The 25,994-nt window shown below is 41.9% G+C and carries 27 protein-coding genes and 1 tRNA gene; 18 read left to right on the top strand and 10 right to left on the bottom strand.

Annotated elements, in window-relative coordinates; genetic code table 11:
* Positions 1 to 326: 326 nt before the first annotated feature.
* The 4 genes from UYI_RS0126095 to rseP all read left to right on the top strand — a co-directional run bounded on the left by UYI_RS0126095 (position 327) and on the right by rseP (position 4,272).
* Positions 327 to 497, top strand: coding sequence for a hypothetical protein (locus UYI_RS0126095; RefSeq protein ID WP_016869628.1), 171 nt, complete (start codon positions 327 to 329; stop codon positions 495 to 497).
* A gap of 306 nt (positions 498 to 803) precedes the next feature.
* On the top strand, positions 804 to 2,084 hold the full coding sequence (gene serS, locus UYI_RS0126100; RefSeq protein WP_016869629.1) for a serine--tRNA ligase: 1,281 nt from the start codon (positions 804 to 806) through the stop codon (positions 2,082 to 2,084).
* Between the two features lie 801 nt (positions 2,085 to 2,885).
* On the top strand, positions 2,886 to 3,017 hold the full coding sequence (locus tag UYI_RS39830; protein ID WP_258003657.1) for a hypothetical protein: 132 nt from the start codon (positions 2,886 to 2,888) through the stop codon (positions 3,015 to 3,017).
* 172 nt (positions 3,018 to 3,189) lie between these two features.
* Positions 3,190 to 4,272 (top strand): RIP metalloprotease RseP, encoded by a 1,083-nt coding sequence (rseP, locus tag UYI_RS0126105; RefSeq protein ID WP_016869630.1) that lies wholly within the window; start codon positions 3,190 to 3,192, stop codon positions 4,270 to 4,272.
* Positions 4,273 to 4,339: 67 nt separating this feature from the next.
* Here rseP and UYI_RS37235 read toward each other — a convergent pair whose 3' ends face one another.
* Entirely contained in the window at positions 4,340 to 4,597 is a 258-nt protein-coding gene (locus UYI_RS37235) for a hypothetical protein (RefSeq protein WP_146007646.1), read from the bottom strand.
* Between the two features lie 5 nt (positions 4,598 to 4,602).
* Between UYI_RS37235 and nth the strand changes: the two genes are divergently transcribed.
* The 3 genes from nth (at position 4,603) to UYI_RS0126120 (ending at position 6,935) form a co-directional block, all read left to right on the top strand.
* Complete coding sequence (gene nth, locus UYI_RS0126110) at positions 4,603 to 5,325, top strand: endonuclease III (RefSeq protein ID WP_016869631.1); 723 nt, start codon at positions 4,603 to 4,605, stop codon at positions 5,323 to 5,325.
* A 238-nt stretch (positions 5,326 to 5,563) separates the two neighbouring features.
* On the top strand, positions 5,564 to 6,256 hold the full coding sequence (locus UYI_RS0126115) for a hypothetical protein (protein WP_016869632.1): 693 nt from the start codon (positions 5,564 to 5,566) through the stop codon (positions 6,254 to 6,256).
* A gap of 340 nt (positions 6,257 to 6,596) precedes the next feature.
* Entirely contained in the window at positions 6,597 to 6,935 is a 339-nt protein-coding gene (locus UYI_RS0126120; protein ID WP_009459835.1) for a P-II family nitrogen regulator, read from the top strand.
* Positions 6,936 to 7,022: 87 nt separating this feature from the next.
* Here the strand turns inward: UYI_RS0126120 and rdgB are convergent, their stop codons facing one another.
* Together rdgB and UYI_RS0126130 are read right to left on the bottom strand one after the other, a co-directional pair.
* Positions 7,023 to 7,601 carry an RdgB/HAM1 family non-canonical purine NTP pyrophosphatase gene (rdgB, locus tag UYI_RS0126125; RefSeq protein ID WP_016869633.1) on the bottom strand — a complete coding sequence of 193 codons (579 nt, stop codon included), beginning with the start codon at positions 7,599 to 7,601 and terminating at the stop codon, positions 7,023 to 7,025.
* A 121-nt stretch (positions 7,602 to 7,722) separates the two neighbouring features.
* Positions 7,723 to 9,159, bottom strand: coding sequence for a phosphoglucomutase/phosphomannomutase family protein (locus UYI_RS0126130; protein WP_016869634.1), 1,437 nt, complete (start codon positions 9,157 to 9,159; stop codon positions 7,723 to 7,725).
* A gap of 328 nt (positions 9,160 to 9,487) precedes the next feature.
* Between UYI_RS0126130 and arsM the strand changes: the two genes are divergently transcribed.
* The 3 genes from arsM to UYI_RS39835 all read left to right on the top strand — a co-directional run bounded on the left by arsM (position 9,488) and on the right by UYI_RS39835 (position 11,769).
* On the top strand, positions 9,488 to 10,456 hold the full coding sequence (gene arsM / locus UYI_RS0126135; protein ID WP_016869635.1) for an arsenosugar biosynthesis arsenite methyltransferase ArsM: 969 nt from the start codon (positions 9,488 to 9,490) through the stop codon (positions 10,454 to 10,456).
* A 130-nt stretch (positions 10,457 to 10,586) separates the two neighbouring features.
* On the top strand, positions 10,587 to 11,573 hold the full coding sequence (arsS, locus tag UYI_RS0126140; RefSeq protein ID WP_016869636.1) for an arsenosugar biosynthesis radical SAM (seleno)protein ArsS: 987 nt from the start codon (positions 10,587 to 10,589) through the stop codon (positions 11,571 to 11,573).
* Between the two features lie 67 nt (positions 11,574 to 11,640).
* Positions 11,641 to 11,769, top strand: a complete 129-nt coding sequence (locus tag UYI_RS39835) for a hypothetical protein (RefSeq protein WP_258003658.1) — start codon at positions 11,641 to 11,643, stop codon at positions 11,767 to 11,769.
* 225 nt (positions 11,770 to 11,994) lie between these two features.
* Here the strand turns inward: UYI_RS39835 and UYI_RS33450 are convergent, their stop codons facing one another.
* Both UYI_RS33450 and UYI_RS39840 read right to left on the bottom strand, forming a co-directional pair.
* Positions 11,995 to 12,858, bottom strand: a complete 864-nt coding sequence (locus UYI_RS33450; protein WP_258003659.1) for a metal-dependent hydrolase family protein — start codon at positions 12,856 to 12,858, stop codon at positions 11,995 to 11,997.
* On the bottom strand, positions 12,855 to 13,376 hold the full coding sequence (locus UYI_RS39840; RefSeq protein WP_258003660.1) for an amidohydrolase family protein: 522 nt from the start codon (positions 13,374 to 13,376) through the stop codon (positions 12,855 to 12,857). Before UYI_RS39840 ends, UYI_RS33450 begins: the two co-directional genes overlap by 4 nt.
* A gap of 675 nt (positions 13,377 to 14,051) precedes the next feature.
* Between UYI_RS39840 and UYI_RS0126150 the strand changes: the two genes are divergently transcribed.
* The 5 genes from UYI_RS0126150 to UYI_RS33455 all read left to right on the top strand — a co-directional run bounded on the left by UYI_RS0126150 (position 14,052) and on the right by UYI_RS33455 (position 20,153).
* Positions 14,052 to 14,642, top strand: a complete 591-nt coding sequence (locus tag UYI_RS0126150; protein ID WP_016869637.1) for a vWA domain-containing protein — start codon at positions 14,052 to 14,054, stop codon at positions 14,640 to 14,642.
* A gap of 188 nt (positions 14,643 to 14,830) precedes the next feature.
* On the top strand, positions 14,831 to 15,298 hold the full coding sequence (locus tag UYI_RS0126155; RefSeq protein ID WP_016869638.1) for a MarR family winged helix-turn-helix transcriptional regulator: 468 nt from the start codon (positions 14,831 to 14,833) through the stop codon (positions 15,296 to 15,298).
* Positions 15,299 to 15,633: 335 nt separating this feature from the next.
* On the top strand, positions 15,634 to 17,103 hold the full coding sequence (locus tag UYI_RS0126160; RefSeq protein ID WP_016869639.1) for an HlyD family secretion protein: 1,470 nt from the start codon (positions 15,634 to 15,636) through the stop codon (positions 17,101 to 17,103).
* Positions 17,104 to 17,406: 303 nt separating this feature from the next.
* On the top strand, positions 17,407 to 18,675 hold the full coding sequence (locus tag UYI_RS0126165) for an MFS transporter (RefSeq protein ID WP_016869640.1): 1,269 nt from the start codon (positions 17,407 to 17,409) through the stop codon (positions 18,673 to 18,675).
* Between the two features lie 137 nt (positions 18,676 to 18,812).
* Positions 18,813 to 20,153, top strand: a complete 1,341-nt coding sequence (locus tag UYI_RS33455; protein ID WP_235148023.1) for an MDR family MFS transporter — start codon at positions 18,813 to 18,815, stop codon at positions 20,151 to 20,153.
* A 260-nt stretch (positions 20,154 to 20,413) separates the two neighbouring features.
* On the opposite strand, the gene UYI_RS0126175 is transcribed toward UYI_RS33455, so the two are convergent.
* Together UYI_RS0126175 and UYI_RS0126180 are read right to left on the bottom strand one after the other, a co-directional pair.
* Positions 20,414 to 20,698 carry an acylphosphatase gene (locus UYI_RS0126175; RefSeq protein ID WP_016869641.1) on the bottom strand — a complete coding sequence of 95 codons (285 nt, stop codon included), beginning with the start codon at positions 20,696 to 20,698 and terminating at the stop codon, positions 20,414 to 20,416.
* A gap of 142 nt (positions 20,699 to 20,840) precedes the next feature.
* Positions 20,841 to 21,131, bottom strand: coding sequence for a polyribonucleotide nucleotidyltransferase (locus UYI_RS0126180; RefSeq protein WP_071588886.1), 291 nt, complete (start codon positions 21,129 to 21,131; stop codon positions 20,841 to 20,843).
* A gap of 321 nt (positions 21,132 to 21,452) precedes the next feature.
* Here UYI_RS0126180 and UYI_RS0126185 point away from each other — a divergent pair, with 321 nt between their 5' ends.
* On the top strand, positions 21,453 to 21,818 hold the full coding sequence (locus tag UYI_RS0126185; protein WP_016869643.1) for a DUF1823 family protein: 366 nt from the start codon (positions 21,453 to 21,455) through the stop codon (positions 21,816 to 21,818).
* A gap of 51 nt (positions 21,819 to 21,869) precedes the next feature.
* On the opposite strand, the gene UYI_RS33460 is transcribed toward UYI_RS0126185, so the two are convergent.
* Both UYI_RS33460 and UYI_RS0126195 read right to left on the bottom strand, forming a co-directional pair.
* Complete coding sequence (locus UYI_RS33460; RefSeq protein ID WP_016869644.1) at positions 21,870 to 22,604, bottom strand: FAD-dependent oxidoreductase; 735 nt, start codon at positions 22,602 to 22,604, stop codon at positions 21,870 to 21,872.
* 212 nt (positions 22,605 to 22,816) lie between these two features.
* A tRNA-Ser gene (locus UYI_RS0126195) sits at positions 22,817 to 22,903 on the bottom strand.
* A gap of 82 nt (positions 22,904 to 22,985) precedes the next feature.
* Here UYI_RS0126195 and UYI_RS0126200 point away from each other — a divergent pair.
* Positions 22,986 to 23,354 carry a 2Fe-2S iron-sulfur cluster-binding protein gene (locus tag UYI_RS0126200; protein WP_016869645.1) on the top strand — a complete coding sequence of 123 codons (369 nt, stop codon included), beginning with the start codon at positions 22,986 to 22,988 and terminating at the stop codon, positions 23,352 to 23,354.
* A gap of 219 nt (positions 23,355 to 23,573) precedes the next feature.
* Here the strand turns inward: UYI_RS0126200 and glnA are convergent, their stop codons facing one another.
* Positions 23,574 to 24,989 carry a type I glutamate--ammonia ligase gene (gene glnA, locus UYI_RS0126210; RefSeq protein WP_016869647.1) on the bottom strand — a complete coding sequence of 472 codons (1,416 nt, stop codon included), beginning with the start codon at positions 24,987 to 24,989 and terminating at the stop codon, positions 23,574 to 23,576.
* Between the two features lie 363 nt (positions 24,990 to 25,352).
* Here glnA and apcB point away from each other — a divergent pair, with 363 nt between their 5' ends.
* Entirely contained in the window at positions 25,353 to 25,862 is a 510-nt protein-coding gene (gene apcB / locus UYI_RS0126215) for an allophycocyanin subunit beta (RefSeq protein ID WP_016869648.1), read from the top strand.
* Positions 25,863 to 25,994: the final 132 nt, after the last annotated feature.

The following is a 25,994-nucleotide window of genomic DNA, read 5'->3' on the forward strand; positions in this document are numbered from 1 at the left end:
CTAACTACCAACAACCAACTACCAACCACTGTACAGACGTGCCATGGCACGTCTGTACAACAACCACCAACCAACAACCAACTACTAACCACTAACCAACAACCACCAACCAACAACCAACAACCAACTACTAACAAATAACAAATGACTCTTTTCCGGAACCATCTCTGTTGAGTGTGGAGACTAATACATGTTCCTGACATCAAAATCTAACTCAGGAGTGATACAAATTGAGTAAATAAAGTGATAAAGGTGCTTGGAGGTCTAACACGATGAGAGAATTACAAACTTGGAGATTCGGGATACAGTTCCTTTTCAGTACACTGATGATTGGTCTTTGTACTTTCCAGCTTGTCAACGATAAAACTAAAGAAAATCAGACACTCTATTGGAGTGGTTTAAGCACTGTGCTGGCATACTGGCTACCTTCCCCTGCTGGTACTCAAGAAGAGCGTTTCAGCCAACCCAAAGCCAACCAAGAAGAAAGACAATCTTAAATAACTATTATAATTTCCATAAATTAACCGATAATTAAGCGATCGCAGTATTGAAATAATCAAAATATTGGTACAACCGATATAATAAATGATTGGAAAATCACCCTAGAAATGCCTAAAATAAATTGCAGTGTGATAGCCCTGGCGGTAATGCTGGGGCAAAATTTTGGTAAATAACTTTTACAGTTGGGTGCAGGGATATATTCTGAGTTAGGAATTTGCATGTTTCAATTCTGAATTCCTGATAGTTACTTACAGGTTGGTCTATACCTTTTGTCTTCTTATATTAGAAACTGAGAAAAATCTGTGCTGGATATTAAGCAAATACGGGAAAATCCACAATTTGTACAACAGAGGTTGAATACTCGTGGCGGTAACTATGATATTCAGCCGATAGTAGAATTAAATAAACAACAACGTGAATTGGAGGGCAAACGCAGTCAACTCCAGGCACGCAGTAACGAAATTGGTAAGCTTGTAGGGCAAAAGATTAAATCTGGTATAAATCCTCAAGACCCAGAACTTCAAGCTTTACGGGATGAAGGTAATTCAATAAAAGCCACATTAAGCGAACTAGAACCCCAAGAAAAAGAAATCATTGCCAAAATTCAAGAACTGGTACTTGCACTTCCTAACTTGCCTAGTGACTCTACACCCATAGGCAAAAATGAAGAAGAAAACGTGGAAGTACGTCGCTGGGGTGATGAGTATATTCCGCAAAATGCGAATATTTTGCCTCACTGGGAAATTGGCGAAAAATTGGGTATTCTCAACGTCGAACGGGCTGTAAAAGTTGCCCAGAGTCGCTTTGTGACGTTAATTGGGGCTGGTGCAGCACTAGAGAGGGCATTAATTTCTTTTATGCTCGATCGCCAAACCGCAGCAGGTTATCTAGAAGTCATTCCTCCGTTCTTAGTTAATAGTGCTTCGCTGACAGCCACCGGACAACTACCCAAGTTTGCTGAAGAAAGCTTCAAATGCGCTGATGACGACTTGTGGCTTGTTCCCACTGCGGAAGTACCCGTCACCAATCTTTATCGTGGTGAAATTATCCCTGTTGAAGACTTACCTATTTATCACTGTGCTTACACTCCCTGTTTTCGGCGTGAGGCTGGGAGTTATGGACGGGATATGCGGGGATTAATTCGCCTGCACCAATTCAACAAAGTAGAATTGGTAAAATTTGTTCATCCCAGCACTTCCTTTGATGAATTAGAAAAATTAGTTGGCAATGCAGAGGCTATTCTACAGGCGTTAAAGTTGCCTTACCGAGTTATTAATTTATGCACTGGGGATTTAGGATTCCATTCTGCCAAAACCTATGATTTAGAAGTTTGGCTTCCTTCTTCTGGTAAATACCGGGAAATTTCCAGTTGTTCTAATTTTCTCGATTACCAGGCAAGACGGGCTGATATTCGCTTTAAGGAAACTGGTAAGAAGGGAACACAGTTAGTTCATACCCTCAACGGTTCTGGTTTAGCTGTGGGACGGACAATGGCGGCTATTTTGGAAAATTATCAGCAAGAAGATTGTACGGTGCGAATACCGGAAGTCCTACAGCCTTATTTGGGACGGGAAGTTTTGTAATTTTCGGTTGGTGCTTGGTAGGGTGTATTAGCGACAGCGTAACGCACCGTAAATCATGGTGTGTTACGACGCTAATTGCTTCAGTGGTCAATCATTAGATTATTGTTACGCGCCTAATTTACTCATTGGCGAAGTTCAAATTATTGTCGGTGAGTATTAAAGACTCATTAAGCAGGTTCAAAGACTCGTCGGTAAGATTCAAAGAATCATTGGTGAGAATATAAAGACTCGTCAGTGAGTATCAAAGACTCATTAACGAGGTTCAAAAACTCGTCGGCGAGTATCAAAGACTCGTGCGTGAGAATAAAAAACTCGTCAGCGAGTATCAAAGATTCGCACGTGAGAATAAAAGACTCTTCAGCGAGAATTTTATACATACCCTGGCGACTATAAGTCGCGGCTATACAGTCAAAACCCGCCTGCGTGGGTTGGAAATCTTGAGTCTGCGGAGGCAGACTTTGTTTGTGTAGTAGCGAATTATATTTGCCGAATACTTAAAAGACATCTTCTGAGAAAAACGTTGATGACTTGTGTTAGTTTTGAGCGTATATTTACTTTGAGAATATAAGCGATATTGAGTTTGTTTTGTCACATTAGATAACGGTGCGTTACGGCTAATAGAGACTTTGAGAGGAAATTAATATTGTACTCGTGCCGTAACACACGCTACCTTGCATCCCACTTAGCTGAAATTTGATGAGTGAATTCTAACAACAACTTTCTCATTACAAGAAATACCGTCACAATTACTGTCAATAATAAAGACACAATTGCTGGTATTGATTGCTGAGTCAAAATAAAATGAGCAGTTACAAAAAACCCAACACCCGGTTAAGAGAGAATTTATTTGCTGAGGATGAGTGCGATCGCCTTTTTTCTTTGCCTCTTTTATGTGCCAAACTCAAAAAAAATTACCCTACTTTATTTGCCTAGAGACAGGTCAAACCTGAGAAATATACTACTTTCGAGGAGTTGCCAATTCATCACTCTCCCTCAGGAATTAGCGAAAAACCCTGAAAATATGCTGTGTTGCAGACCAATGCAAGACTGGTACTCATTCTAGAATAGAGAAAAGTATAGCTAAATCAGTTCAAAAAATTTCTCTATGTCAGTTTTAGCGGCGATCGCAGTCTTGGCTGTTCTGATCCTGGTACACGAACTAGGACATTTTATTGCAGCAAGGTCTCAAGGAATTCATGTTAACCGCTTTTCTTTGGGCTTTGGGCCAATTCTTTGGAAATACCAAGGCCCGGAAACCGAATACGCCATTCGGGCGTTTCCGTTGGGTGGTTTTGTTGGTTTTCCTGACGATGATCCAGATAGTGACATTCCACCTAATGACCCAAACCTGCTGCGTAACCGTCCAATTTTAGATCGGGCGATCGTCATCAGCGCAGGAGTGATAGCAAACTTAATTTTTGCCTATTTTCTGCTTGTGGCGCAGGTTAACTTAGTTGGTGTTTCACAAGCAACTCTACCAGGAGTTTTAATTAAACAATTAGCCCCAGAAGTTAGTAATGTAGCTGTGCAAGCTGGTATCAAACCAGGAGATGTCATATTAGCTGCTAATAACAAAGAGTTTGGCACATCACTGCAAGAGATAGAGGGTTTAAGAGAAATAATTAAAACGAATGCAGGTAAGCCAATTCAATTAGAAATTGCTCGGGGCGACCAAAAGCTGTCTTTAAATGTTACTCCTGAAGCAAAACCGGCTGGGGGTAGTATTGGCGTCGGACTTGCTCCCAACGGTCAAATTGTGCGGCGTCGTGCAAATTTAATAGAAGCTTTGAACCTTGGCGCTGCTGAATTTCAGCGCATTCTGACAATGACATTTCAAGGTTTTAAGCAATTAATTACTAACTTCGGTGAAACAGCTAGTCAAGTAGCAGGCCCAGTTAAAATTGTGGAAATTGGTGCTAGCATTGCTCAAAATGATACAGGCAGTCTGTTTTATTTTGGAGCCTTAATTAGCATCAACCTAGCAATTATCAATATTCTGCCTTTACCAGCCTTGGATGGAGGACAACTAGCTTTCCTACTCATTGAAGGGTTGCGCGGTAAACCTTTACCTTCTCGTGTTCAAGAAGGTGTAATGCAAACTGGTTTAATGCTACTTCTGGGATTAGGTATTTTTCTGATTGTCAAAGAAACTTCCCAACTAGAGTGGGTGCAAAAATTATTCCAGTAATTGACCCGCCCCCAAGCCCGCAAGTCAACTGCGGGCTAATAGCCCAAGTCTACTTTTAGTAGACTTATTAGTCTTGACTGACGCTAAGTACAAATGTAGCCAAACTCTGCGCGACGGCAGTCGCTACAACGGGGGAGACCCCCAAGGGCGCGCTACCTCCCCTTTGCGTTCTCCTTTGCGATCCTTTGCGTTTACAAACCAGTACTAAAACACCAGGTGCGATCGCCCACAATGAGAGCATGAAAAATCGACCACAGTGCAAGGCGATGGACACCGATGGATCATGAGTTTGCTGATAAGATAATCCCCGATCCCTAATTTTCATACACAGTGAGCAACACTCGTAAATGGTCATCTCAAAAGCAGCGATCGCTAGAAATATTAGTCCGCCTCAAGCGTCTTTATCCAGATGCGACTTGCTCTTTAAACTATTCCACACCAGTTCAACTGCTCGTAGCAACGATTCTTTCCGCCCAGTGTACAGATGAGCGGGTAAATTTGGTCACACCAGCACTATTCAGTCGTTTTCCTGATGCGCCTAGTTTGGCTAATGCTGAGTTGAGTGAGTTAGAAAATTTAGTACGTTCTACAGGATTTTATCGTAATAAGGCAAAGAACATTCAAGGCGCCTGTCGCATGATTGTTAATGAGTTTGGCGGTGAAGTACCAAAGCAGATGGAGCAACTATTGCTGCTTCCAGGGGTGGCACGTAAGACAGCAAATGTAGTCCTTGCTCATGCCTTTGGTATTAATGCTGGTGTAACAGTTGATACCCATGTTAAACGTCTCAGCCAACGTTTAGGTTTGACTGAACATACAGAACCAATCCATATTGAACAAGATTTAATGCGCCTTTTGCCCCAAGCAGACTGGGAAAATTGGTCAATCCGGTTGATTTATCATGGTCGTGCTGTTTGTAAAGCCCGTAATCCTGCATGTGCAGCTTGCAAGTTAGCTGATCTATGTCCATCTGCAAATGTGGAGTTCAAGGTAGAAAGCACAAAGCAGAAGCAACGAGAGCGATCGCAAGCTCAAAAGAGCGATCGCAACTAGGAAAAAGGTATATTTCAGACAGCGGGCTGAGATTTTTGGTAAAAACCACTGGCTGTGGGTAAAAATGTATGCTTAACTGTACAAAATAAATTTAACTCAGTCAATTTGCCTGATTAGCATATACCAAACGACTTTAGCGACCATATAACATAAGTTAAATTATAAAATCTTTGCCCTCAGGGAATTTTTCTATTATTCTTGGGCTTAGTTTGTATCATTATTTGCCTCTAAACTAAAAATGCAAACAGCTAACGGCTCTTTTTACGGTCATAGACCCAGTACGACTACTCAAAATTATTCACCCTCTGTACCCTTATCTGTATATCGAGATTTGGCAGCAGAGTTACAAGCCGCACAGTCACAAATCAACGCCCTTACCGCCCAAAACCAGCAAATAGTTCAAGAAAATCAAATTTTACGCCAAGAAATTGCTAAGACAGTCCAGTCTGTTCTACATCTACAAAATTTACTTGATACCTCTAGTCAATATCAATTTCAGTATTTTCCCCAAACTCAAGTGGCAGACGCAGAGGTGACAAAACCACCAGTAGATAGCAGGCAAAAGACAACAGAGGAACCACAAAAATTCCCTCAAAGTAGAGAATTTGCAAGGAATTCCACAGGAGGCAGTAAACACGTAGCAAAGCAGGTAAATCATACTAGTAAACCTCCAGCGAAAAAACCGCAGCCGCAACCGCAGCATCCTCATCCACGTCCAGCCGTTGTCTATACAGAAATGGAATTCCCTGTCTCTATGTCAGAACCTGTAATTATAGAAGAACAGGAGGTTATAACATACTCAACTAGCAAACCAGAACCAGAAAGAATGAATGGTTGGTGGTTCTTTTTAGCGATCGTGTTGATTATAATTTTGAGTTTTGGTGCTGGCTATTTGGTTGTGCGTCCTTTCTTTGAACATCAAAGCCATTAACTCAAATCCATTGGATTATAGTAAGCGCAAAAAAATTTCTGTTATATAACCTACAAAACAGTGAGAAATTAAGATGGAACCACCACCATTCACAATTCCTTTTTTACACAGAACTTACGCAAAAATAGACAAAAAGCTTAAATTATTGAACCACCAGAGGCCAAGAACACCAAGGGTTCGTAGACTGTGCGTAAGTCCTATTACAATTACTTCGGTAATGCACTTAGTATTTTGTATGTATTAACACTTTTTTACAATTATGGGTTGCGTTATCCGTTAAAGCTTTGGACAAAGGATCTGGTTATATATATAGAAGCTACTCAAAAGCAGGAGATAAAGAATGAAGAAAGTAGAAGCTATTATTCGTCCATTTAAACTTGATGAAGTGAAGATTGCTTTAGTTAATGCTGGTATAGTAGGCATGACCGTTTCTGAAGTCCGGGGATTTGGACGACAAAAAGGGCAAACAGAACGCTATCGTGGTTCCGAGTATACGGTGGAGTTTTTGCAAAAACTCAAACTAGAAATAGTTGTAGAAGATAACCAGGTAGATATGGTTGTGGATAAAATTATCTCTGCTGCCCGGACAGGGGAAATCGGCGATGGTAAAATATTTATCTCGCCAGTTGAACAAGTTGTACGGATTAGGACTGGGGAAAAGAATACAGAAGCAGTGTAAATTTTTGTTGGTTGTTGGTGGTTGGTTGTTGGTGGTTGGTTGGAGTAAAGAACAAACAACTAACAACAAACAACTAACACCTAACAACTATCCTTCCAAATTAGGCAACTTTTGGAGTAGGTTGGCAAAAGCCTTGCCGCGATGACTAATACTGCGCTTCAAATCTGGCGTCATCTCAGCAAAAGTCATTTGCATTTCGGGGACGTAAAAAATTGGATCATAGCCGAAACCACCATCACCACGGGGGCTATAGAGAATTTCACCACGACAAATACCTTCTGATTGTAGGACGATCGCACCATCAGGACGAGCGATCGCTACTGCACAGACAAATTGGGCTTGGCGCTGCACCTCGTCACCCAGTTCCCTTAATAGTCTGGTAATGCGTTCAGCATCGGTTTTACCGTAACGGGCAGAATACACCCCTGGTACGCCATTGAGGGCATCTACTTCTAAACCAGAATCATCTGCGATCGCCCAATTTCCCGTGGCTTTGGCAACCTGTGATGCTTTGAGACAGGCATTAGCAGCAAAGGTATCGCCTGTTTCCTCAATTTCCAAATCTTCTGGTTTAAGTTTTAATTCCCAACCAGAATCAGATAGGTAAGCTTGCATTTCCCGCAATTTACCTGGGTTTCCTGTGGCTACTACGAGTAATTTAGTCATTGGTTATTAGTCATTTGTCATTGGTCATTGGTCAATTGTCAATTGCCAAAAGTCAAGGGTCAATTTGAAATTTTCTGTACTCTTGACGATGGACACTTGACGATGGACTCTTGACTATTGACTATTCTGCCCACTGTTTTGCCCAAGTCAAAGTTTGATGCACTTGTTCGAGTGTGGAGGCTTCGCAGTAGAGGCGTAGAACTGGTTCTGTGCCGCTAAAACGAATCATCAACCAACTACCATCAGCTAGGCGGTATTTATAACCATCTATTGTTTGGCAATTTATTACTGCTTTGCCGGCAATTTCTTTTAATGGTTCTGTTTGTAATTGTTCCAAAAGGCGACCCCGCACTTCCATACTTGCTAGGGGTAAATCGATGCGATCATATGCAGAACTAAAACCTGTTTGTTGTTGTAAGTGGCTGTAATAATCACTTAAATCTAATCCGGATTCCACGATCGCTTCGAGTACATACAATGCTGATAACAGGGCATCGCGTTCAGGAATATGGCTACCATAACCAATACCCCCCGATTCTTCGCCACCAAGTAACACTGGGGCTGCTAGCATTCTGTCAGCAATGTACTTATAACCAACAGGTGTTTCAAACACTGACAATTTGTGTAGTGCTGCTACACGGGGAATTAAGTCAGAACCACTCACAGTTTTGACTATTTCTCCTGTAAAACCGCGTCGCAGGGTCAAATGATCGATTAAGATCGGGATAAGAATTTGCGAACTCAAAAAATTGCCTGCACCGTCTACTGCGGCAACGCGATCGCAGTCACCATCAAAAACCAACGCAACCGTTAAACCTGTAGGGTTGTGTTCTCGGTGTCTTTTCATTACCCCGAACAAACGGGAAAGGTATTTAGGTAAAGGTTCTGGCGCACCGCCTTCAAAAGTGGGATCGCGATCGCTATTAATTTCCTTAACTGCATCACCTAGTAGTCTTGCAAGTCCACCAGCCGCAGCCCCATGCATAACATCAGCAAATACCGTCAGCTTTCCAGAGGCTATAGTTTCACGAATTTTGACTATATCAACTTTACTTTCTAACTCTTGACAATAGCTTTCCCAGGGATTAAATTTTTTGATCTTGCCTGGAGTAGAGGCAACTGGTACTTCCTCTTCTAAGAGCGCTTCTATTTCTTTAGTTACTTCTGGCGGTACAGAACCACCGAAAGCACTTTTAACTTTTAATCCTAAATACTGTCCTGGATTGTGACTAGCAGTGATGACTAACGCCCCCAAAGCATTGTGCTGCTTTGCTGCCCAACTAAAAGCTGGGGTTGGTGCATAGGTTTCGCTAAACAAGACATCAAACCCTGCTGCACAGACAACATCAGCAGCTTTCTGGGCGAAGTCTTCCGCCATAAAACGGCGATCGTAACCAACTACAATTGTGCGGTTGTTAACTTTTTCCCCGTAGGTATTGAATAGTACTTTTGCGGCAACTGGCGCGACAAGGGCTAGACGTTCAAAAGTGAAATCATCGCCAATCACGCCGCGCCAGCCATCCGTACCAAACTTGATTGATTTAGCTGCAACTGGCATTGAAGTATCCCAACTTTTGTTTAGGAGGATTGTAGCATTTACACAAAACACTCAGTAAAAAAAGATTCAAGTATTCAAAGTGTTACTAAATGTAAGTTTGTAGTTCGGGCTTTAGCCTTAATCCATTCAAGCACTAAAGTGCTGACTACGAACTCATTAAATCGCACCAAAATAAAATTGACAGACCAACAACTTATGACAGAAATTTAAGCGAAAGTGTTCCACCAAGCTAGAATTTCTCAGCAGAAACTTATCAAGCAGAGTTTCAAATATATTAGGATCACAAGGCTGATTCTAGACGCTAATACACTTCAGACCACCGAACGCAATGACTTATCTTGAAACAGCAGCACAATTTTACAGTCAAGTTGCCCAAACACCGGAAGTAGGACTTTGCTGTGTGCAAAGTACACCTCTGCAACTACCTGGATTAAAAATTCCCCAACCAATGCAGGAAATGAATTATGGTTGTGGTACAACTGTTCATCTAGGAGAACTAGCAAACCAGCCTACTGTACTGTATGTTGGAGTTGGTGGAGGCTTAGAAGCTTTACAATTTGCTTATTTTTCCCGTCGTTCAGGCGCTGTGATTGCTGTTGAGCCGGTTGCAGAGATGCGGCAAGCTGCTACACGTAACCTGGAAATTGCTGCAAAAGAAAACCCCTGGTTTGATCCTAGCTTTGTAGACATTCGTGCTGGGGATGCTTTTAACTTACCTGTTAATGATGCTTCTGTAGATGTCGTAGCTCAAAATTGCCTTTTTAACATTTTTGAACCAGAAGATTTAACTCGTGCCTTGGAAGAAGCATATCGGGTATTAAAACCAGGTGGACGTTTACAGATGAGCGATCCTATTGCTACTCGTCCGATTCCACCACATTTACAACAAGATGAACGCTTAAGGGCTATGTGTTTATCCGGCGCCCTCACCTATGAAGAATATATTCAGCGCATTATCAAGGCTGGTTTTGGTCAAGTAGAAATTCGTGCCCGTCGCCCTTATCGTTTGTTAGATTGCCAAACTTATAATTTGTCAGAACCATTACTTTTAGAAAGTCTTGATTCAGTATCTTTCAAAGTTATTATTCCAGAAGATGGGGCGTGTATTTTTACTGGCAAAACAGCAATTTATGCAGGTTCAGAACCATTTTTTGATGATGGTGCAGGTCATATTTTACAACGTGGTCTGCCAGCAGCAGTATGTGATAAAACTGCCGCTAAACTTGCTGCTTCTATGCCAGATCAAATAATTATTACTGATTCCACATGGCATTATGACGGTGGTGGTTGCTGTTAAATAATAACCTGTCACAATTTTCTCTGCGCTCTCTGTGCCTCTGTGGTTTAAAAGATGTTGAACCGCAGAGGCGCTGAGGACACAGAGGAAAGAGGAATTATTGTCTTAACATCATGACAAATATTTAATTATGATTCAAACATCTGTAACACCGTTCAAACACAAACTTAATTCACCTTTAGCTAAGCAACACATTACTGTTTTACAAGTTAACTTAGGAAAGCGTTGTAATCTTGCTTGTACTCATTGCCATGTAGAGGCAGGGCCAAAACGTATAGAAGAACTTTCTCCAGAAATTTGTGAACAGTTAATTGAAATAATTTGTGCATTTCCGCAGATTAAAATTGTTGATTTGACTGGGGGTGCGCCAGAAATGAATTACGGATTTAAACCTCTGGTGGAAGCAGCAAAATCTGTAAATAAAGAGGTTATTGTTAGGTCTAATTTAACTATTTATTTTGAAGATGGATTTGGTGATTTGCCAGAATATTTTGCTCAGCACCAAGTGCGAGTTGTGGCATCTTTGCCCTGTTATTTAGCAGATAATGTTGATAAAATGCGTGGTGCTGGTGTGTATGATGGTTCTATCAAAGCACTACAATGGTTAAACCAAGTTGGTTATGGGAAAGAACAAAATTTAATTTTAGATTTAGTGTATAATCCCCAACTAGCTTTGAGTGAAAAATTTTCTTTGACTCCAGATCAAGCCAAGCTAGAACAAGATTACAAGGTGTTTTTACAAGAGCATTTTGGTATTATATTTAATAATCTCTTCACTATTACGAACCTACCAGTAGGCAGAACTAAATTACATTTAGAACGCAAGAAATTATATGCACCTTATCTACAGTTTTTAGAGTCAAATTTCAATCCTAAGACTGTAGAAAATTTGATGTGTCGTGATCAACTTTCTGTTGATTATCTCGGTAACGTGTATGATTGCGACTTTAACCAGATGATGAATTTACCTGCAAAAACTCGTGATGGTGAAAATCTGACGATCGCTAAGTTGCTAGCAGCTGGTACCTTAGATTTGATCGATGAGATCCAAACTGCGGCCTATTGCTACGGTTGTACTGCTGGATGTGGTTCTAGCTGTGGTGGTGCTTTGGTGTAGATCCGGAGGAAGTAGGGAGGTGTGAGGAGTAGTAAATCATTAACTAACTACTAACCACTAACCACTAATGTACAGACGCGAGGAACATCGCGTCTCTATCCACCAACCAACAACCATCAACAACCAACAACCAACCACCAACCAACTAATTACAAAAATCTTGTTACAAAAACTGTTACGAGTATGTTGGGATTAGTAAATTATCGTTATGATGGAATCTAGTTAAGCTCCTCACACCACATTAAAAGCCGTAAAACATTATGTTTTGCGGCTTTTTTATTTCTGTACAGTGACTTATTATTTTTCATCGGTGACACATTAGTGTCATTGTGACTAATTGATGTTGTTTGAGATGTATGAGAAACAAAAGTAAGGTCTATCTCCCTTAGCTTTCAAACCCATTCAGTTTCTAAATAAGAATCTAGAGAGTGTTCTTATAAATCTTTCCGTCCTTCATAATCACAACGAAGTTCTTAGCTGGATCCTCGATTAACTGGATGTTCTCCAGCGGATTGCCATTCACTAACAGCAAGTCAGCTAGCGCACCTTCTTCGACAACGCCCAACTTTCCGGGATAGGGATTGCGGGGGCCAGATAACGCCAGCAATTCAGCATTTGTACTCGTTGCCATCCTAAGTACTTCAGCAGGGGTGTACCAGCGCACCATTTTCGCAAGCTGTGCCCCTTGGCGAGCAGCGTTTTTAGCACTGTGTAATGTATCCGTGCCCCAAGCGGTCTTGATGTTGTATTTCTTAGCCAGTTTATAGGCAATGTCGGTACCCTGAAACACTTGTAGTTGTCTGGCGCGATTCGCCGATCCTTCCGGATATGGATTGGCATCCTCATCGTCAAGGAACGGCTGCATACTAAGCCAGATGCCCTTTTTAGCCATTAACTTAGCGGTCTCCTCATCCATCAGTTGACCATGCTCGATGCACTTCACACCAGCACGAATCGCCGTCTGGATTGCGGTTGGTGTGTAAGCATGAATTGTAACGTAGGTATTCCAGTTCGCGGCTGCATCGACGGCGGCTTTAAACTCCGCTTCGGTGTATTCACTGACATCTATCGGGTCGTAGCTCGATGCTACGCCACCACCCGCCGCCAGCTTAATCTGGCTTGCTCCCTGCATCAGTTGCTCACGGGTTCTGCGGAGTACTTCATCTACCCCATCGGCGATCGCACTAACTCCAAATTGTTCTGCGCGACTGAGCGGTGATGAAGGTGTTCTGGGAAGCTCTTTAAGGGAGCGAAAGTCGCCATGGCCACTTGTCTGGGAGATCACGCCCCCGAAGGCCAAATGCGCGGTCCCACGACCTTACCGCTGTCAATCGCCTTCTTTAACTCGAACACGGGTCCTGCCATATCACGAGCGCTGGTAAATCCACGCATAAGCATGGCTGTGGCGTTTTTCTGGGCTTGCTGAAACAGCGCTTCAGTGGGAGTATCGGGAGAAAGGAGTTTCTCAACCGGGGTAGTCTCCATAAACACGTGGGTATGGGCATTGATCAGTCCAGGCATCAGCACCCGTCCCCCGCCGTTAATCCGGGTCACGCTAATTTCTGTGGGTGTAGGAATCGACGCGGTAGAAATTGTCTGAATCTTGTTGGCCACCACTAACACGTTAGAAGGAGCAGACAGTTGCTCGGAGATGCCGTCAAATATCCGCACATTCTCAAACAATTTGAATGACGGAGTATGAGAACTTTTGAAGGGTCGGGTCTGAGCATAGCTAAATTGAGCTGTCAACCCAATGACTATGAGGATCAAAATGCCTATTATCAGGCTGTAGCGTAGTCGCATGAGCTTGGCTATGCTTAAATAGATTTAGAATGAAAAGCGCTATTAAAATAAACTCAAAAACTAAGAAATTTATAATAAAAAATAAAGATTTTGTTAGAAAAATAAGGTAAAAGAAGAATCTAAAACCCCTATTTTTACGTTTTTTCCCACAAGGGGATTTAAATGACTTGCGTTGGGATGCGATCGCACTTCAATTGCATATCAACACAATCCATCATATTAAAGGTTCTATAACATTCCTCAATAATTCCTGAGAGACAAGATCCCCGACTTTTTAGAAAAGTCGGGGATCTGGACTTTGCGGTATTTAGATTTCCCAGTAATTTCACTATATAGTATAAAAAATGTGACATTTTTAAATTAGGTAGTTAATATATATGCATGTCAATTAGAAAAAGAAATAATTAACCAGCAAGAAAGCAGGAATCTTATCCGTAAAAATCTGGCTATTATTGGCGTTTTCACAAGAATAATTATTGCTAATTCTTGGCGTTTTTTCCAATGGTTACTCATTGGGAAAATTGACATACTAAGCCTTCAAGTCTTGCTATACAGCAGATTCAAGTTTTATTAGAAACACTTTGATATGGTTGGAGAAATCTATCAATGAGTTTTAGATACTTCCAGGATTGGTTGAGATGTACCTCAATCCAAAGTCTTGTTGTTTTAACTTTAATGTCAATTTCTCAACTCTCTACTGCATTCGCTCAAACTACCCCAAAAGGTGGAATTGACTGGATTTTGGTAGTAGATACTTCTGCTTCCATGCGTGGTGTAGGTGGAACGAAAAATATCTTTGATCAAGTCAAGAATTCTATTACTGAATTTGTTAACACCGCCAGGTTGGGCGATACGATTACTATTTATACTTTTGACCGGGACGTAACCCTACATGCTAACGATATTACTATTACCAGTAATCCAGATAGAGGTAAACTCAAGCAAATAATTAGCGCATTTCGAGCTGATGGTGTGCGTACTCATACAGGGAAAGCCATGCAACAAGCGCTACAACACTCTGCCCGCTTAAATCAACGTGCTGATGCTGTTGGTCGTAGTAGAGATCGAGAAAAACTTTCTTTGGCTTTAGCAACTGAGTTTAGCTTTCAAGAAATATATGAGGAACTAAAAGAAGACATAGAAGTGTTAGAACATGATTTGATCTACCAGAGCTTACAGCAATTTGCAATATCTGCAAAAGATTTAGCTCATAAAGAACGTAAGCTTTTAGATAATTTACTCTCAGAGTATAATCCCCTGAATTAAGGGACAAGGGAAGGGGGACAAGGAGGACAAGGAGGACAAAGAAGATGGGGGAGTGTGGGGAGATGGGGTGATGGGGAGATGGGGTGATGGGGAGTAAATATTAAAAACTAACTACTAACAATTGACCAATGACAAGTTCATAAAAATAAGTGCTATGATAATAGTACGTACGCTAAGTATTTTCTCAAATGGTTCCTACATCTAAAAATTCTGTGGCTTTGGAGTCGTGGCAGCAAACTAGAGCGCCATACAATCTTGGCTATCGGATCAAATTGCTATCTCAACTCCTCTACCGCAAGTTTACAGAACGTTTGGAACCCTACGGTTTGACTCCCTTTCACTGGGTAATTTTATGTTGTTTATGGGAGGAAGACGGTTTACCTACTTCCACTATTGGGGAAAGGCTCAAACAAGTTGGAGGTACGCTAACAGGCGTACTGGATCGGATGGAAGAACGGGGTTTAGTTCGCCGGGAACGAGATTCTCGCGATCGCCGCATCTGGCGGATTTGGTTGACTGATGCTGGCAAAGAACTAGAAAGTATTTTGCCTGATCTGGCTGTAGAAGTGCGTGAGCAAGCTATGCAAGGTATTTCCCACGCTGAACGCGAACAGTTTGCCCGGATTATCAATCAGGCGATCGCGAATTTGTCATAGATCAGGGATCGGGGATTGGGGACAAGGTAAGGGAGATGGGGAAGTGTGAGGAGTGTGTAGACGCGTAGCAGCTTAAGGTAAGAGTGGAGTGTGAGGGGTGGAAGAGTAACCACTAACCACTAACCACCAACTAACCACCAACAAATGACAATTGACCAACCTTAATCTTTCTTTATGAATAGATATATATCACCCGATTGGGTGTAGTGACATTCTATTTTTTTTCAGAAAATAGTACGTATATGAACTAATTATTCCCTAACCAATATTAGTTAAATATTACAACCACTAAATAATTTCTATAATTCCGCGCCGGAGTAGGAGAATTTGCAAGTATGGAACGTTCAAACGCTACCAATCTCAACAATAATAACGGACACAGCAACACAGCAGTTTTGGAAAAAGAATTGGTTACAAATTTAGAAGAATTGAAAACTCACACCCAAGCAGTAGCAACGCCGGAAGCGCCGGAGGTGGAGAAGCAGCAACCCTCTTCACCTAAAGGCAAGAAACCAATCAAGCTAATTTTGGCAGCCTTGGGTGTGGGTGCAGTTGCAGCTAGTGGTTTTGGGTTTCGCTGGTGGCAATATGCTTCTACCCATCAGGAAACAGACAATGCCCAAGTAGCGGGACATGTCCACCAAATTAGTAGTCGGATTCCGGGAACTGTCGCTCAAGTGCTGGTAAATGATAACCAGTTGGTAAAACAGGGACAGTTGCTAGTCAAGCTTGATCCCCAAGACTACCAAAGTAAAGTCCAGCAAACACAAGCAGCCCTAGCCAATGCTAAAGCTCAAGCTGAGGCAGCACAAGCAAATATTGCTTTAACATCACAAACTAGCAAAGCTCAGACAAATCAAGCGCAAGGAAATGTTAGCGCCGCTATAGCAGCAATTTCTACAGCGCAAGCAGCAGTGCAAGAGGCGAAAGCAGGTATTCCCACAGCCCAAGCTCAAGTTCGTTCTGCCCAAGCTGCGATTCCAGCAGCCCAAGCACAAGTAGCACAAGCTGAAGCGAATTTGCAAAAAGCCCAAGCTGACTATAACCGCTACCAAACTTTATATCAACAAGGTGCAATCGCTCGTCAGCAATTGGATACAGCCAAAGCTGCTTATGATGTGGCACAAGCGCAAAAAAATGCTGCTGTTCAAGGAGTTCAACAAGCACAAGCACAACTAGCTGCTGCTAAACAAGGAGTTGCCAAAGCGCAATCCCAACTAGCACAAGCGCAGGAAGGAGTTGCTAGCGCCCAAGCTAAACTCGCAGCATCCCAAGGAGGATTACAACAAGCTACCGCCACCAAGCAAGACACAGCCGTGAAACGTAGTCAGTATGACGCGGCTAAGGCAGCTATCAGCCAAGCACAAGCTTCTCTCAACGATGCTCAATTGCAGCTATCTTACACCAACATTACCGCCCCCAGTAGTGGACGGGTAGGTAAGAAAAATGTGGAAGTTGGTAACAGAGTACAAGCGGGAACACCATTAATGGCGATCATTGATAACGAGAATTGGATTGTCGCCAACTTCAAAGAAACCCAACTCGAAAACATGAAACCGGGAGAACCAGTAGAAATCAAGCTGGATGCCTTCCCCCATCATACTTTCGAGGGTCGTGTTGACAGTATTTCGCCAGCTTCCGGCGCTCAATTTGCCTTACTACCACCAGATAACGCCACAGGCAACTTTACCAAAATTGTACAGCGCATCCCAGTCAAGATCGTCTTTGACCAAAACAGCATCAAGGGTTATGAATCACAGATTGTACCAGGGATGTCTGCGGAAGTGAGTGTCAAAGTTAAGTAAGTTGGTTAATTGTCATTTGTCATTGGTTAGTAGTTAGTAGTTAGTGGTTAGTTGTTGGTTTTTTCCCTTGTCCCCCTTCCACACTCCCCAACCAAAATAATACCAATTCAATTAATGATTGCAACACATCCTTGGATAAAGACGCGATTCATCGCGTCTCTACAAGATGGCCTATCTGTCGCATTCTTTTGGCAAATTGGTATAACTTCCTCCTGACGACTACTCCCGTCTCCATCAATAGAGAGGGGTGAGGGCAAAATCTTTTCATTATCGTCAATTAGGTAAATCTATAGATTAACCTGCATGAAAACACAAGCCCAAAAACAGGTGCTATTACCAGCACTAAGGTCAAGAAATTATCGTCTGTTTTTTGCTGGACAAGGTATCTCTTTGATTGGAACATGGATGACACAAACTGCCACAATTTGGTTAGTTTATAGCTTAACCCAATCGCCTTTAATGCTAGGACTTGTGGGATTTAGCAGTCAAATTCCTAGCTTCATTCTTGCTCCCTTTGGTGGCGTATTTGTGGATCGTTTTTCCCGTCATCGTACCTTAATTGGCACTCAAATACTTTCAATGATCCAGACATTAGTGTTAGCGATATTGGCGCTGACTGGTGTGATTCATATTTGGCACATCATTGTTTTGAGTTTGTTCCAAGGAATTATTAGTGCTTTTGATGCGCCTGCACGGCAGGCATTTGTGCCAGATTTGGTAGAACGTAAAGAAGATTTAGCCAATGCGATCGCCATTAACTCTACAATGTTTAATGGAGCGCGGTTAGTAGGACCTGCGATCGGCGGTTTGTTAGTTGCTGGTGTTGGTGCAGCTTATTGTTTTTTAATTGATGGTCTTAGTTACATTGCCGTTATCATTGCTTTATTAGCAATGAGAATTAAACCTCAAAAAACTATAGTAAGTATGAGTAATCCCTTAGAACAAATTAAAGAGGGATTTTTATATGCCTTTGGCTTTCCACCCATCCTGGCACTATTGTTACTATCAGCTTTAGTTAGCTTTTTTGGATTACAATATACTGTTCTGGTTCCAGTTTTTGCTGAAAAAATATTACAGGGAAACGCGAAAATACTGGGTTATTTAATGGCAGCTTCTGGTGTTGGAGCATTATCAGGTGGAATTTACTTGGCATCACGTAAAACTATTTTGGGACTTGGGAGATTAATTGTTGTAGGACCAGCAATTTTAGGAATAGGGTTAATAGCTTTTTCCTTGTCGCGTTTTTTACCACTTTCTTTATTCACAATGTTATTTGTTGGCTTAGGAACAATTTTCCAAGTTGCTGCTGGCAATACAGTTTTACAAACAATTGTTGAAGATGAAAAACGTGGACGAGTTATGAGTTTATTCACAATGTCATTTTTGGGAACTATCCCCTTTGGTAATTTATTAGGAGGAGCCTTAGCTGACCGCATTGGTGCTACCAATACGTTAATTATTGATGGAGTAGTTTGTATTTTAGGTTCTATATATTTTATGAAACAGTTGCCTAATTTAAGACAATTAATACGTCCAATTTATGTAGAAAGAGGAATCATATCTAGTAAGTAAATTAAAACTCTGGAATTTAATAATTTTTTGAAACATTTTTTGTAGATACTGAAATTAGATTATTTCAGTTAAAGCTTTATTCAAGAGATAACTTAACATTTTATAATTCCTACTAATTTTATCATCAGAGTACTACTGTGGCTAAACAAAACGCAGTTATTCAATCTTCCTCCGAACAAATACCGCTAAGAACGTGGATTGGTGTTTTAGCTAGTATGCTTGGTGCATTCATGGCGGTACTAGATATTCAAATTACCAATGCTTCACTGCAACAAATTCAAGCTAGTTTAGGGGCAACTTTAGAAGAAGGTTCATGGATTTCTACTGCCTATCTAGTCGCAGAAATTGTTGTGATTCCCTTAACAGGTTGGTTGTCAAGAGTATTTAGTTTAAAACGGTATTTGTTAGTTAACACTGCCTTATTTATCTTTTTTTCTATATGCTGTGCTTGGTCGTGGAATCTCATGTCTATGATTGTTTTCCGCGCAGCCCAAGGTTTCACAGGAGGGGTTTTAATTCCGATTGCCATGACTGTTGTACTCACAACTTTACCCCCTTCAAAACAATCAATAGGATTAGCTGCATTTGGTCTAACTGCTGTTTTTGCACCTTCAATTGGTCCGACATTAGGAGGTTGGTTAACAGAAAACTTCAGTTGGGAGTATAGCTTTTATATTAATATGGTTCCTGGCTTGTTGATGTTAGCTGGGGTTTGGTACGGAATTAGGCAAGATAAACCCCAACTTAATTTACTAAAGCAAGGTGACTGGTGGGGAATTATTGCTATGGCAATTGGTTTAGGTTCCCTGCAAATTGTTTTAGAAGAAGGTAGTCGTAAAGATTGGTTTAGTTCTGCATTGATTGTGCGTTTAAGTATAATCGCAGCAATTTTTCTCGCGTTATTTTTCTGGATTGAATTAACTCGTAGACAGCCATTTATTAATTTGCGACTTTTGAGAAGACGTAACTTTGGTTTAGCTAGTATTGTCAATGTCGCCTTGGGAATTGGTTTGTATGGTTCAATTTATATATTGCCGCTATATCTAGCTCAAATTCAACAATATAATCCTTTACAAATTGGTGAAGTGTTGATTTGGGCAGGTATACCCCAATTATTTATTATTCCCTTCATCCCCAAAATTATGCAAAAAATTGATGTACGGTTAATGGTAGCAGTGGGAGTGGCTTTATTTTCTATTAGTGTTTTTATGAATTCTACAATGACTTATCAAACTGGATTAGATCAATTGCGATGGTCGCAACTTGTGAGGGCAATGGGACAACCTTTAATTATGGTTCCCCTTACTTCTATTGCTACTGCTGGTTTGAGTCCACAAGAAGCTGGATCAGCTAGTGGCTTATTTAACATGATGCGTAATTTGGGCGGTTCTATTGGTATTGCATCCTTAGCAACTTTATTAACGAGCCGAGAACAATTTCACTCAAATAGATTGGGAGAAGCAGTCTCTTTTATATAGTCAAGCAACTCAAGAACGAATTAATCAATTCACACAATATTTTGTTAGTCGAGGGGCAGATTTAAGCACAGCACAAGACCAAGCGATTAAAGCTATTGATAATATCGTGCGTCGTGAGGCTTTTGTGATGGCTTTCAATGATTGTTTTTACTTTATTGGAATTTCTTTATTGCTGAGTGGAATTGCAATTATTTTCTTCAAGAAAATCAAGCCTACTGGTGGTACTGTGGCACATTAAATTATCACTTTTAAAGACAACGTTACTCAAAACGTCTAACTTCAAACCTCTTCAATCCCTCTGGTTCTTCATATTCCACAACAACATCTTTAACCATCGCCGCAGGCGGTCCTTGATGACACCAGCGAATCATTTCTTCTACAACTTCCTGCACACCTTCAAAAACAGCTTCCACGCGTCCATCGGGGAGATTTCGCACCCAACCACTTAATCCAAGCTGACTAGCTGTATCGACGGTAGCAAAACGATAACCTACGCCTTGAACTCTGCCAGAAATAAATAAATGGACGCGGATTGACTGCGACATCTGTGTAGAACTCTGCATTGATCGGCATATTCTTTACGTTTTCCAGTCTACATGCTTTGTGGATAAACAATACAGCTTTCTAACATTATCAGTTATCAGTGAGCAGTTATCAGTTTATCTTTATTGATAACTGCTCACTGATTTAATCGCGATCCTCATCGTCATCGTCGTCGCGATCGCGGTATCTGTATTCTCTATCTTCGTCGTCGCGATCGCGGTATCTGTATTCTCTATCTTCGTCGTCGCGATCGCGATATCTGGATTCTCTGTCTTCGTCGTCGCGATCGCGATATCTGGATTCTCTGTCTTCGTCGTCGCGATCGCGGTATCTGGATTCTCTGTCTTCGTCGTCGCGATCGCGATAGTCTCGCTCATCATCACGACGTCTTTGCTTGCCGCCCATTATATTACCAAACAAATCACCGAGTGCCATAATCTTTCTCCTAACTTAAACTTAGTTGAGATTGAATTTCAAAAATTGTTACTCTTTCTTGTAGTTTGTTTGATAGTTTTGGTAGATAAATCTTCCGATAGGGATAAATAGAGATAAAATCATGCCTATCTCTGGGCATTGGCCTACTAACCTAGTACTCGATCACATAAGTTCTGACTCTTTGCGAGGCGCCAGATCCCCGACTTTTTTAAAAAGTCGGGGATCTGGCCAACCTATCAAAATCAATTTAGTAAACTACTAGACAGTGGACTGCTTGTAAAAGTCCAAATCCTTTTATCTTGCTTGAATTTTGAATTGCTTATGTCTAATTTGCCACCACTTAATACAGATACTATTTGGGCAATTCTCAAAGAAGAAATTGATGATGCTACAGTTAATCAATTGGTATGGCATTGCTTGGGTTATCGCTACGACCCAGTAACAGCAAAGTGGGATAATCAAGAAGTATCTGCCGAATGGCGAGATGAGTATCCACAACCGCCTGATTTTATAGAGAGTCGTCCCGCAACCGTCAAATTGACTCGTTCTATCCCAACAGAATACAAACAAATAGTTAAAGAAAAGTTGGGTTTTAAGGGTTATAAAATTGGGGAATTTGGCCCTCGACAAACTCGTAGGGCAACAGCAGCTAATTGGTTATTGAGTTATATGGAACAAAAAAGCTAGTACAAGAAGGCGATCGCACACTACTTTTTTTGAGTACAAAAGCGATCACCATTACTTTTTTGGTATAAAATTCAAAATCGAAATCTCAAGCTCTTTTTTGCGGCCAATTGCGGCATCTGGTTGTGCTTCTGGCGCACTTGCTGCTGCATACCAATACATTTTGCCCTTGCCGAGCATCATGAAACCGAATCCTTGACCGCATCCTAAAAATTCCTGAATGTAACCAGGACGGTATGTACTTGGAATATAATCAGTCAAACCACGCCAAGTCTTAAAATTCCGGTAAGTAGGAGATTCGTCGCCTAAAATAGCGACTCTGACTTGTGATCGCAACCCATCGGCGCCGATTAACGCATCTCCTTCTACGCTTAAACCTGAAGCAAAATAAGCATGAACCTGATTACCCTTGCGCTCAAATCGCTCAAAGGTTTCTCCCAAAATGAATTTCTCACCGGGTACATTCCGCCACAATAGCTGATGCAATTCGGCACGATGAATTCCAATCACGGGCAACTCAAAGCCATCAACAGGCACATTCACTAACTCCTTACCCCGTTGCGAATTGAATTGGTAATTTGTCGTGAGACAGCCAACCCGGATCCCATCTTCGAGTAAATCTAATTGCTTTAAGATGTGAGTTGCGTTTGCCCAAAGCGCAATACCAGCCCCGACTTCTCGCAACTGTTTGGTTCGCTCGTAGACGACAGGCTCAAAACCAGCATGACTTAAGGCAAGTGCAGTTGCAGCACCACCAATTCCACCACCGATGATGATTACTTTTTTCATAAATAGCAAACATTCAACAGTTTCCCTAAGGTAAGCAACTTTTGAGCAAAGCAATGCTGGGGCAGTACAACTAATAAGCGATCGCGCTCATCCTAACGGGTGTGCGACAATCTTGACAGCGACAGCACGACACTGTTGTTTTCGATCACTTCAACCCATTCATCCAATTCAACCAGTTTAAAAACTACTGGTTGCTGAAATGCTTAATCTAACGGAGAGAGAGGGATTCGAACCCTCGTTGAAGTTGCCCCCAAACAGCATTTCCAGTGCTGCGCCTTCAACCACTCGGCCATCTCTCCAGGCATCACGATCTGCAATTGTACAATATACTTCTATAAACTGCAATCAAATTACTCAAAAAATCTTAAATCCAAAATCAACATGTCCCAGACATATACAATCACAGTTCACGATCGCGCCAAAGGCATAAAACACACTTTAGAAGTACCTGATGACCGCTACATCCTGCACAGTTGTGAAAAACAAGGGAAAGAACTGCCTTTTTCTTGCCGCAACGGGGCTTGTACCACCTGTGCTGTACGGGTGTTGAAAGGAGAAATTTACCAACCGGAAGCAGTAGGACTATCTCTAGAATTACGTCAGCAAGGCTATGCACTGTTGTGTGTCAGTTATGCCCGTTCCGACTTGGAAGTAGAGACGCAAGACGAAGATGAAGTCTATGAACTCCAATTCGGGCGCTATTTTGGCAAAGGGAAAGTACGGGCAGGTTTGCCGTTAGATGAGGAGTAGGGATTGGGGAGATGGGGAACTCACCGGCCCCCACTCCCCCAAGGGAGTGGGGATTAGGGGCGAAGGGGCAGTGGAGGTTAAAAAAAGCCACCAAATAAAGGTGGCTAAATTAATGCTCTCAAATAGCTAAGTTTGGTTAAATAGAAAATCATTAGATAAGTAGTTAACAGCAGACAAGCAACTGATACCCACTAACTACTATCTACTAACCCTTTCAAATTAGCAATCGTAGTAAAGAGCAAATTCGTAAGGATGAGGACGTAGACGCATTGGGTTAACTTCATTGTCTAGTTTGTAAGAAATCCAAGTTTCAATGAAGTCTTCGGTGAATACACCAGGTTCGGTCAAGAAAGCATGATCTTTCTCTAGTGCTTCCAATGCTAATTCTAAAGAACCAGGAGTGGAGGGAACTTTTGCCAGTTCTTCTGGAGAAAGTTCATAAATGTTTTTGTCCAGAGGTGAGCCAGGATCAATTTTGTTCTTGATACCATCTAAACCAGCACACAGCATGGCAGCAAATGCCAAGTAGGGGTTAGAAGTTGCATCAGGACAACGGAACTCTAAGCGCTTAGCTTTGGGGTTAGTACCAGACAAAGGAATACGAATAGAAGCAGAACGATTACCTTGGGAGTAAGCCAAGTTCACTGGTGCTTCATAACCAGGTACTAGGCGCTTATAGGAGTTAGTGGTGGGGTTGGTAATTGCCAATAGTGCTGGTGCGTGCTTGAGAATGCCACCAATGTAATGCAATGCTGTTTCACTCAAACCAGCATATTTATCACCTGCGAACAGGGGTTGACCGTCTTTCCAAATAGACTGGTGAGTATGCATCCCAGAACCGTTGTCTTGGAAGACAGGCTTAGGCATAAAGGTGACAGTTTTACCATATTTTCTGGCTACGTTCTTGATGACGTATTTGTAAGTCATCAGCCAGTCGGCAGCTTCAATTAACTTGCCAAAACGGAAACCGAGTTCGCACTGACCACCAGTAGCTACTTCGTGGTGCTGCTTTTCAATAGGCACGCCACATTTTGCCATTGTCAGCAGCATTTCTGTACGAATATCTTGGAAAGTATCGGTGGGAGGCACTGGGAAGTAACCCTCTTTGTAGCGGGGTTTGTAACCCAGGTTGGGGCCTTCTGCTTTACCAGAATTCCAACGACCTTCTATTGAATCTACGTGATAATAGCCTTCGTGAGAGTTTTGGTCAAAGCGGACATCATCAAAAATGAAGAACTCAGCTTCTGGGCCAAAGAAGGCTGTATCGCCAACACCGGAGGAAACCAGATAATCTACTGCTTTTTGGGCAATCACACGGGGACAACGACTGTACCATTCACCCGTACGGGGTTCCTTAATACTACAAATGATACTAAGAGTCGGTTCTTTCATGAATGGGTCGATCCAGGCAGTGTTTGGATCGAGTACCATTGCCATGTCTGATTCGTTAATAGCTTTCCAACCCCGGATACTGGAACCATCGAAGGGTACGCCGTCTGTGAAGCTACTTTCATCGATTTGGTTGTGAAACACTGTCAGGTGCTGCCATATGCCTGGCATATCGATGAATTTCAGATCGATCATCTGAATGTTGTTATCCCGAATCATCTTCAGGACGTCTTGTGGGGTTGTCATGGTTACTCCTTCTCCGCCAATTTAGTACAGTAAACCACAATGCTAATGCACGCTGACCTTGCTTGATGAACCTAAATCATTAAAGACACCTGGAATATCCTAAGGATATAAAATTGAGATATTTTGTATCTTTTGTTACAGAATATCATGTTTATAGGTTATGTTCACTTTTGCCGAACAAACTCTACAAAACTTGACAGTTCATCTGTTGGGGTCAACTTTGGCATAGAATCCTTTAAGTAGCGCATACATTGTTTTTGTGCTTGAGCTTCTTTTAATATTCATTGGCACAAAAATTAGCCGCTTGCAAAAGCAGTCAAATAAATATCAAACCATAAATAGCAATGATTGGGAGATAAAGGAATGCGGGATGCAGTCACAAGTTTAATTAAGAATTATGACGTTGCTGGGCGGTATTTTGACCGGAATGCGATCGACACTCTCAAGTCCTATTTTGAAAGTGGGACAGCACGAGTACAAGCCGCAGGAGCTATTAATGCAAATGCGGCAGCGATTGTCAAGCAGGCTGGCTCTCAATTATTTGATGAACAGCCAGAGTTGATTCGTCCCGGCGGCAATGCTTACACTACCCGGCGGTATGCGGCTTGTCTGCGGGATATGGATTACTACCTGCGCTATGCTACTTATGCCATTGTTGCTGGCAGTATGGATGTACTGGATGAACGCGTGCTGCAAGGTTTACGGGAAACTTACAATTCTTTGGGTGTTCCGATTGGCCCAACAGTTCGTGGTATCCAGATTATGAAGGATATTGTCAAGCAGCAATTGGCAGAAGCTGGTGTTGGTAGTGCTAGCTTTGTGGATGAGCCGTTTGACTACATGACCAGGGAGTTAAGCGAGAAGGATATTTAGTCCTTCTGTAAAGCAGGCTTTTTGCCTGCTCGATTGGTCTAAGATAGAGTTGCCTCCTTAGGTTGGAGCTTTGTCAGCGCACTCTCATAGGATGTTGTGTTAGCGAAGTTCACACCTGGGAGGTTAGTTTTT

Source organism: Fischerella muscicola PCC 7414 (assembly GCF_000317205.1).
Lineage (GTDB): Bacteria > Cyanobacteriota > Cyanobacteriia > Cyanobacteriales > Nostocaceae > Fischerella > Fischerella muscicola.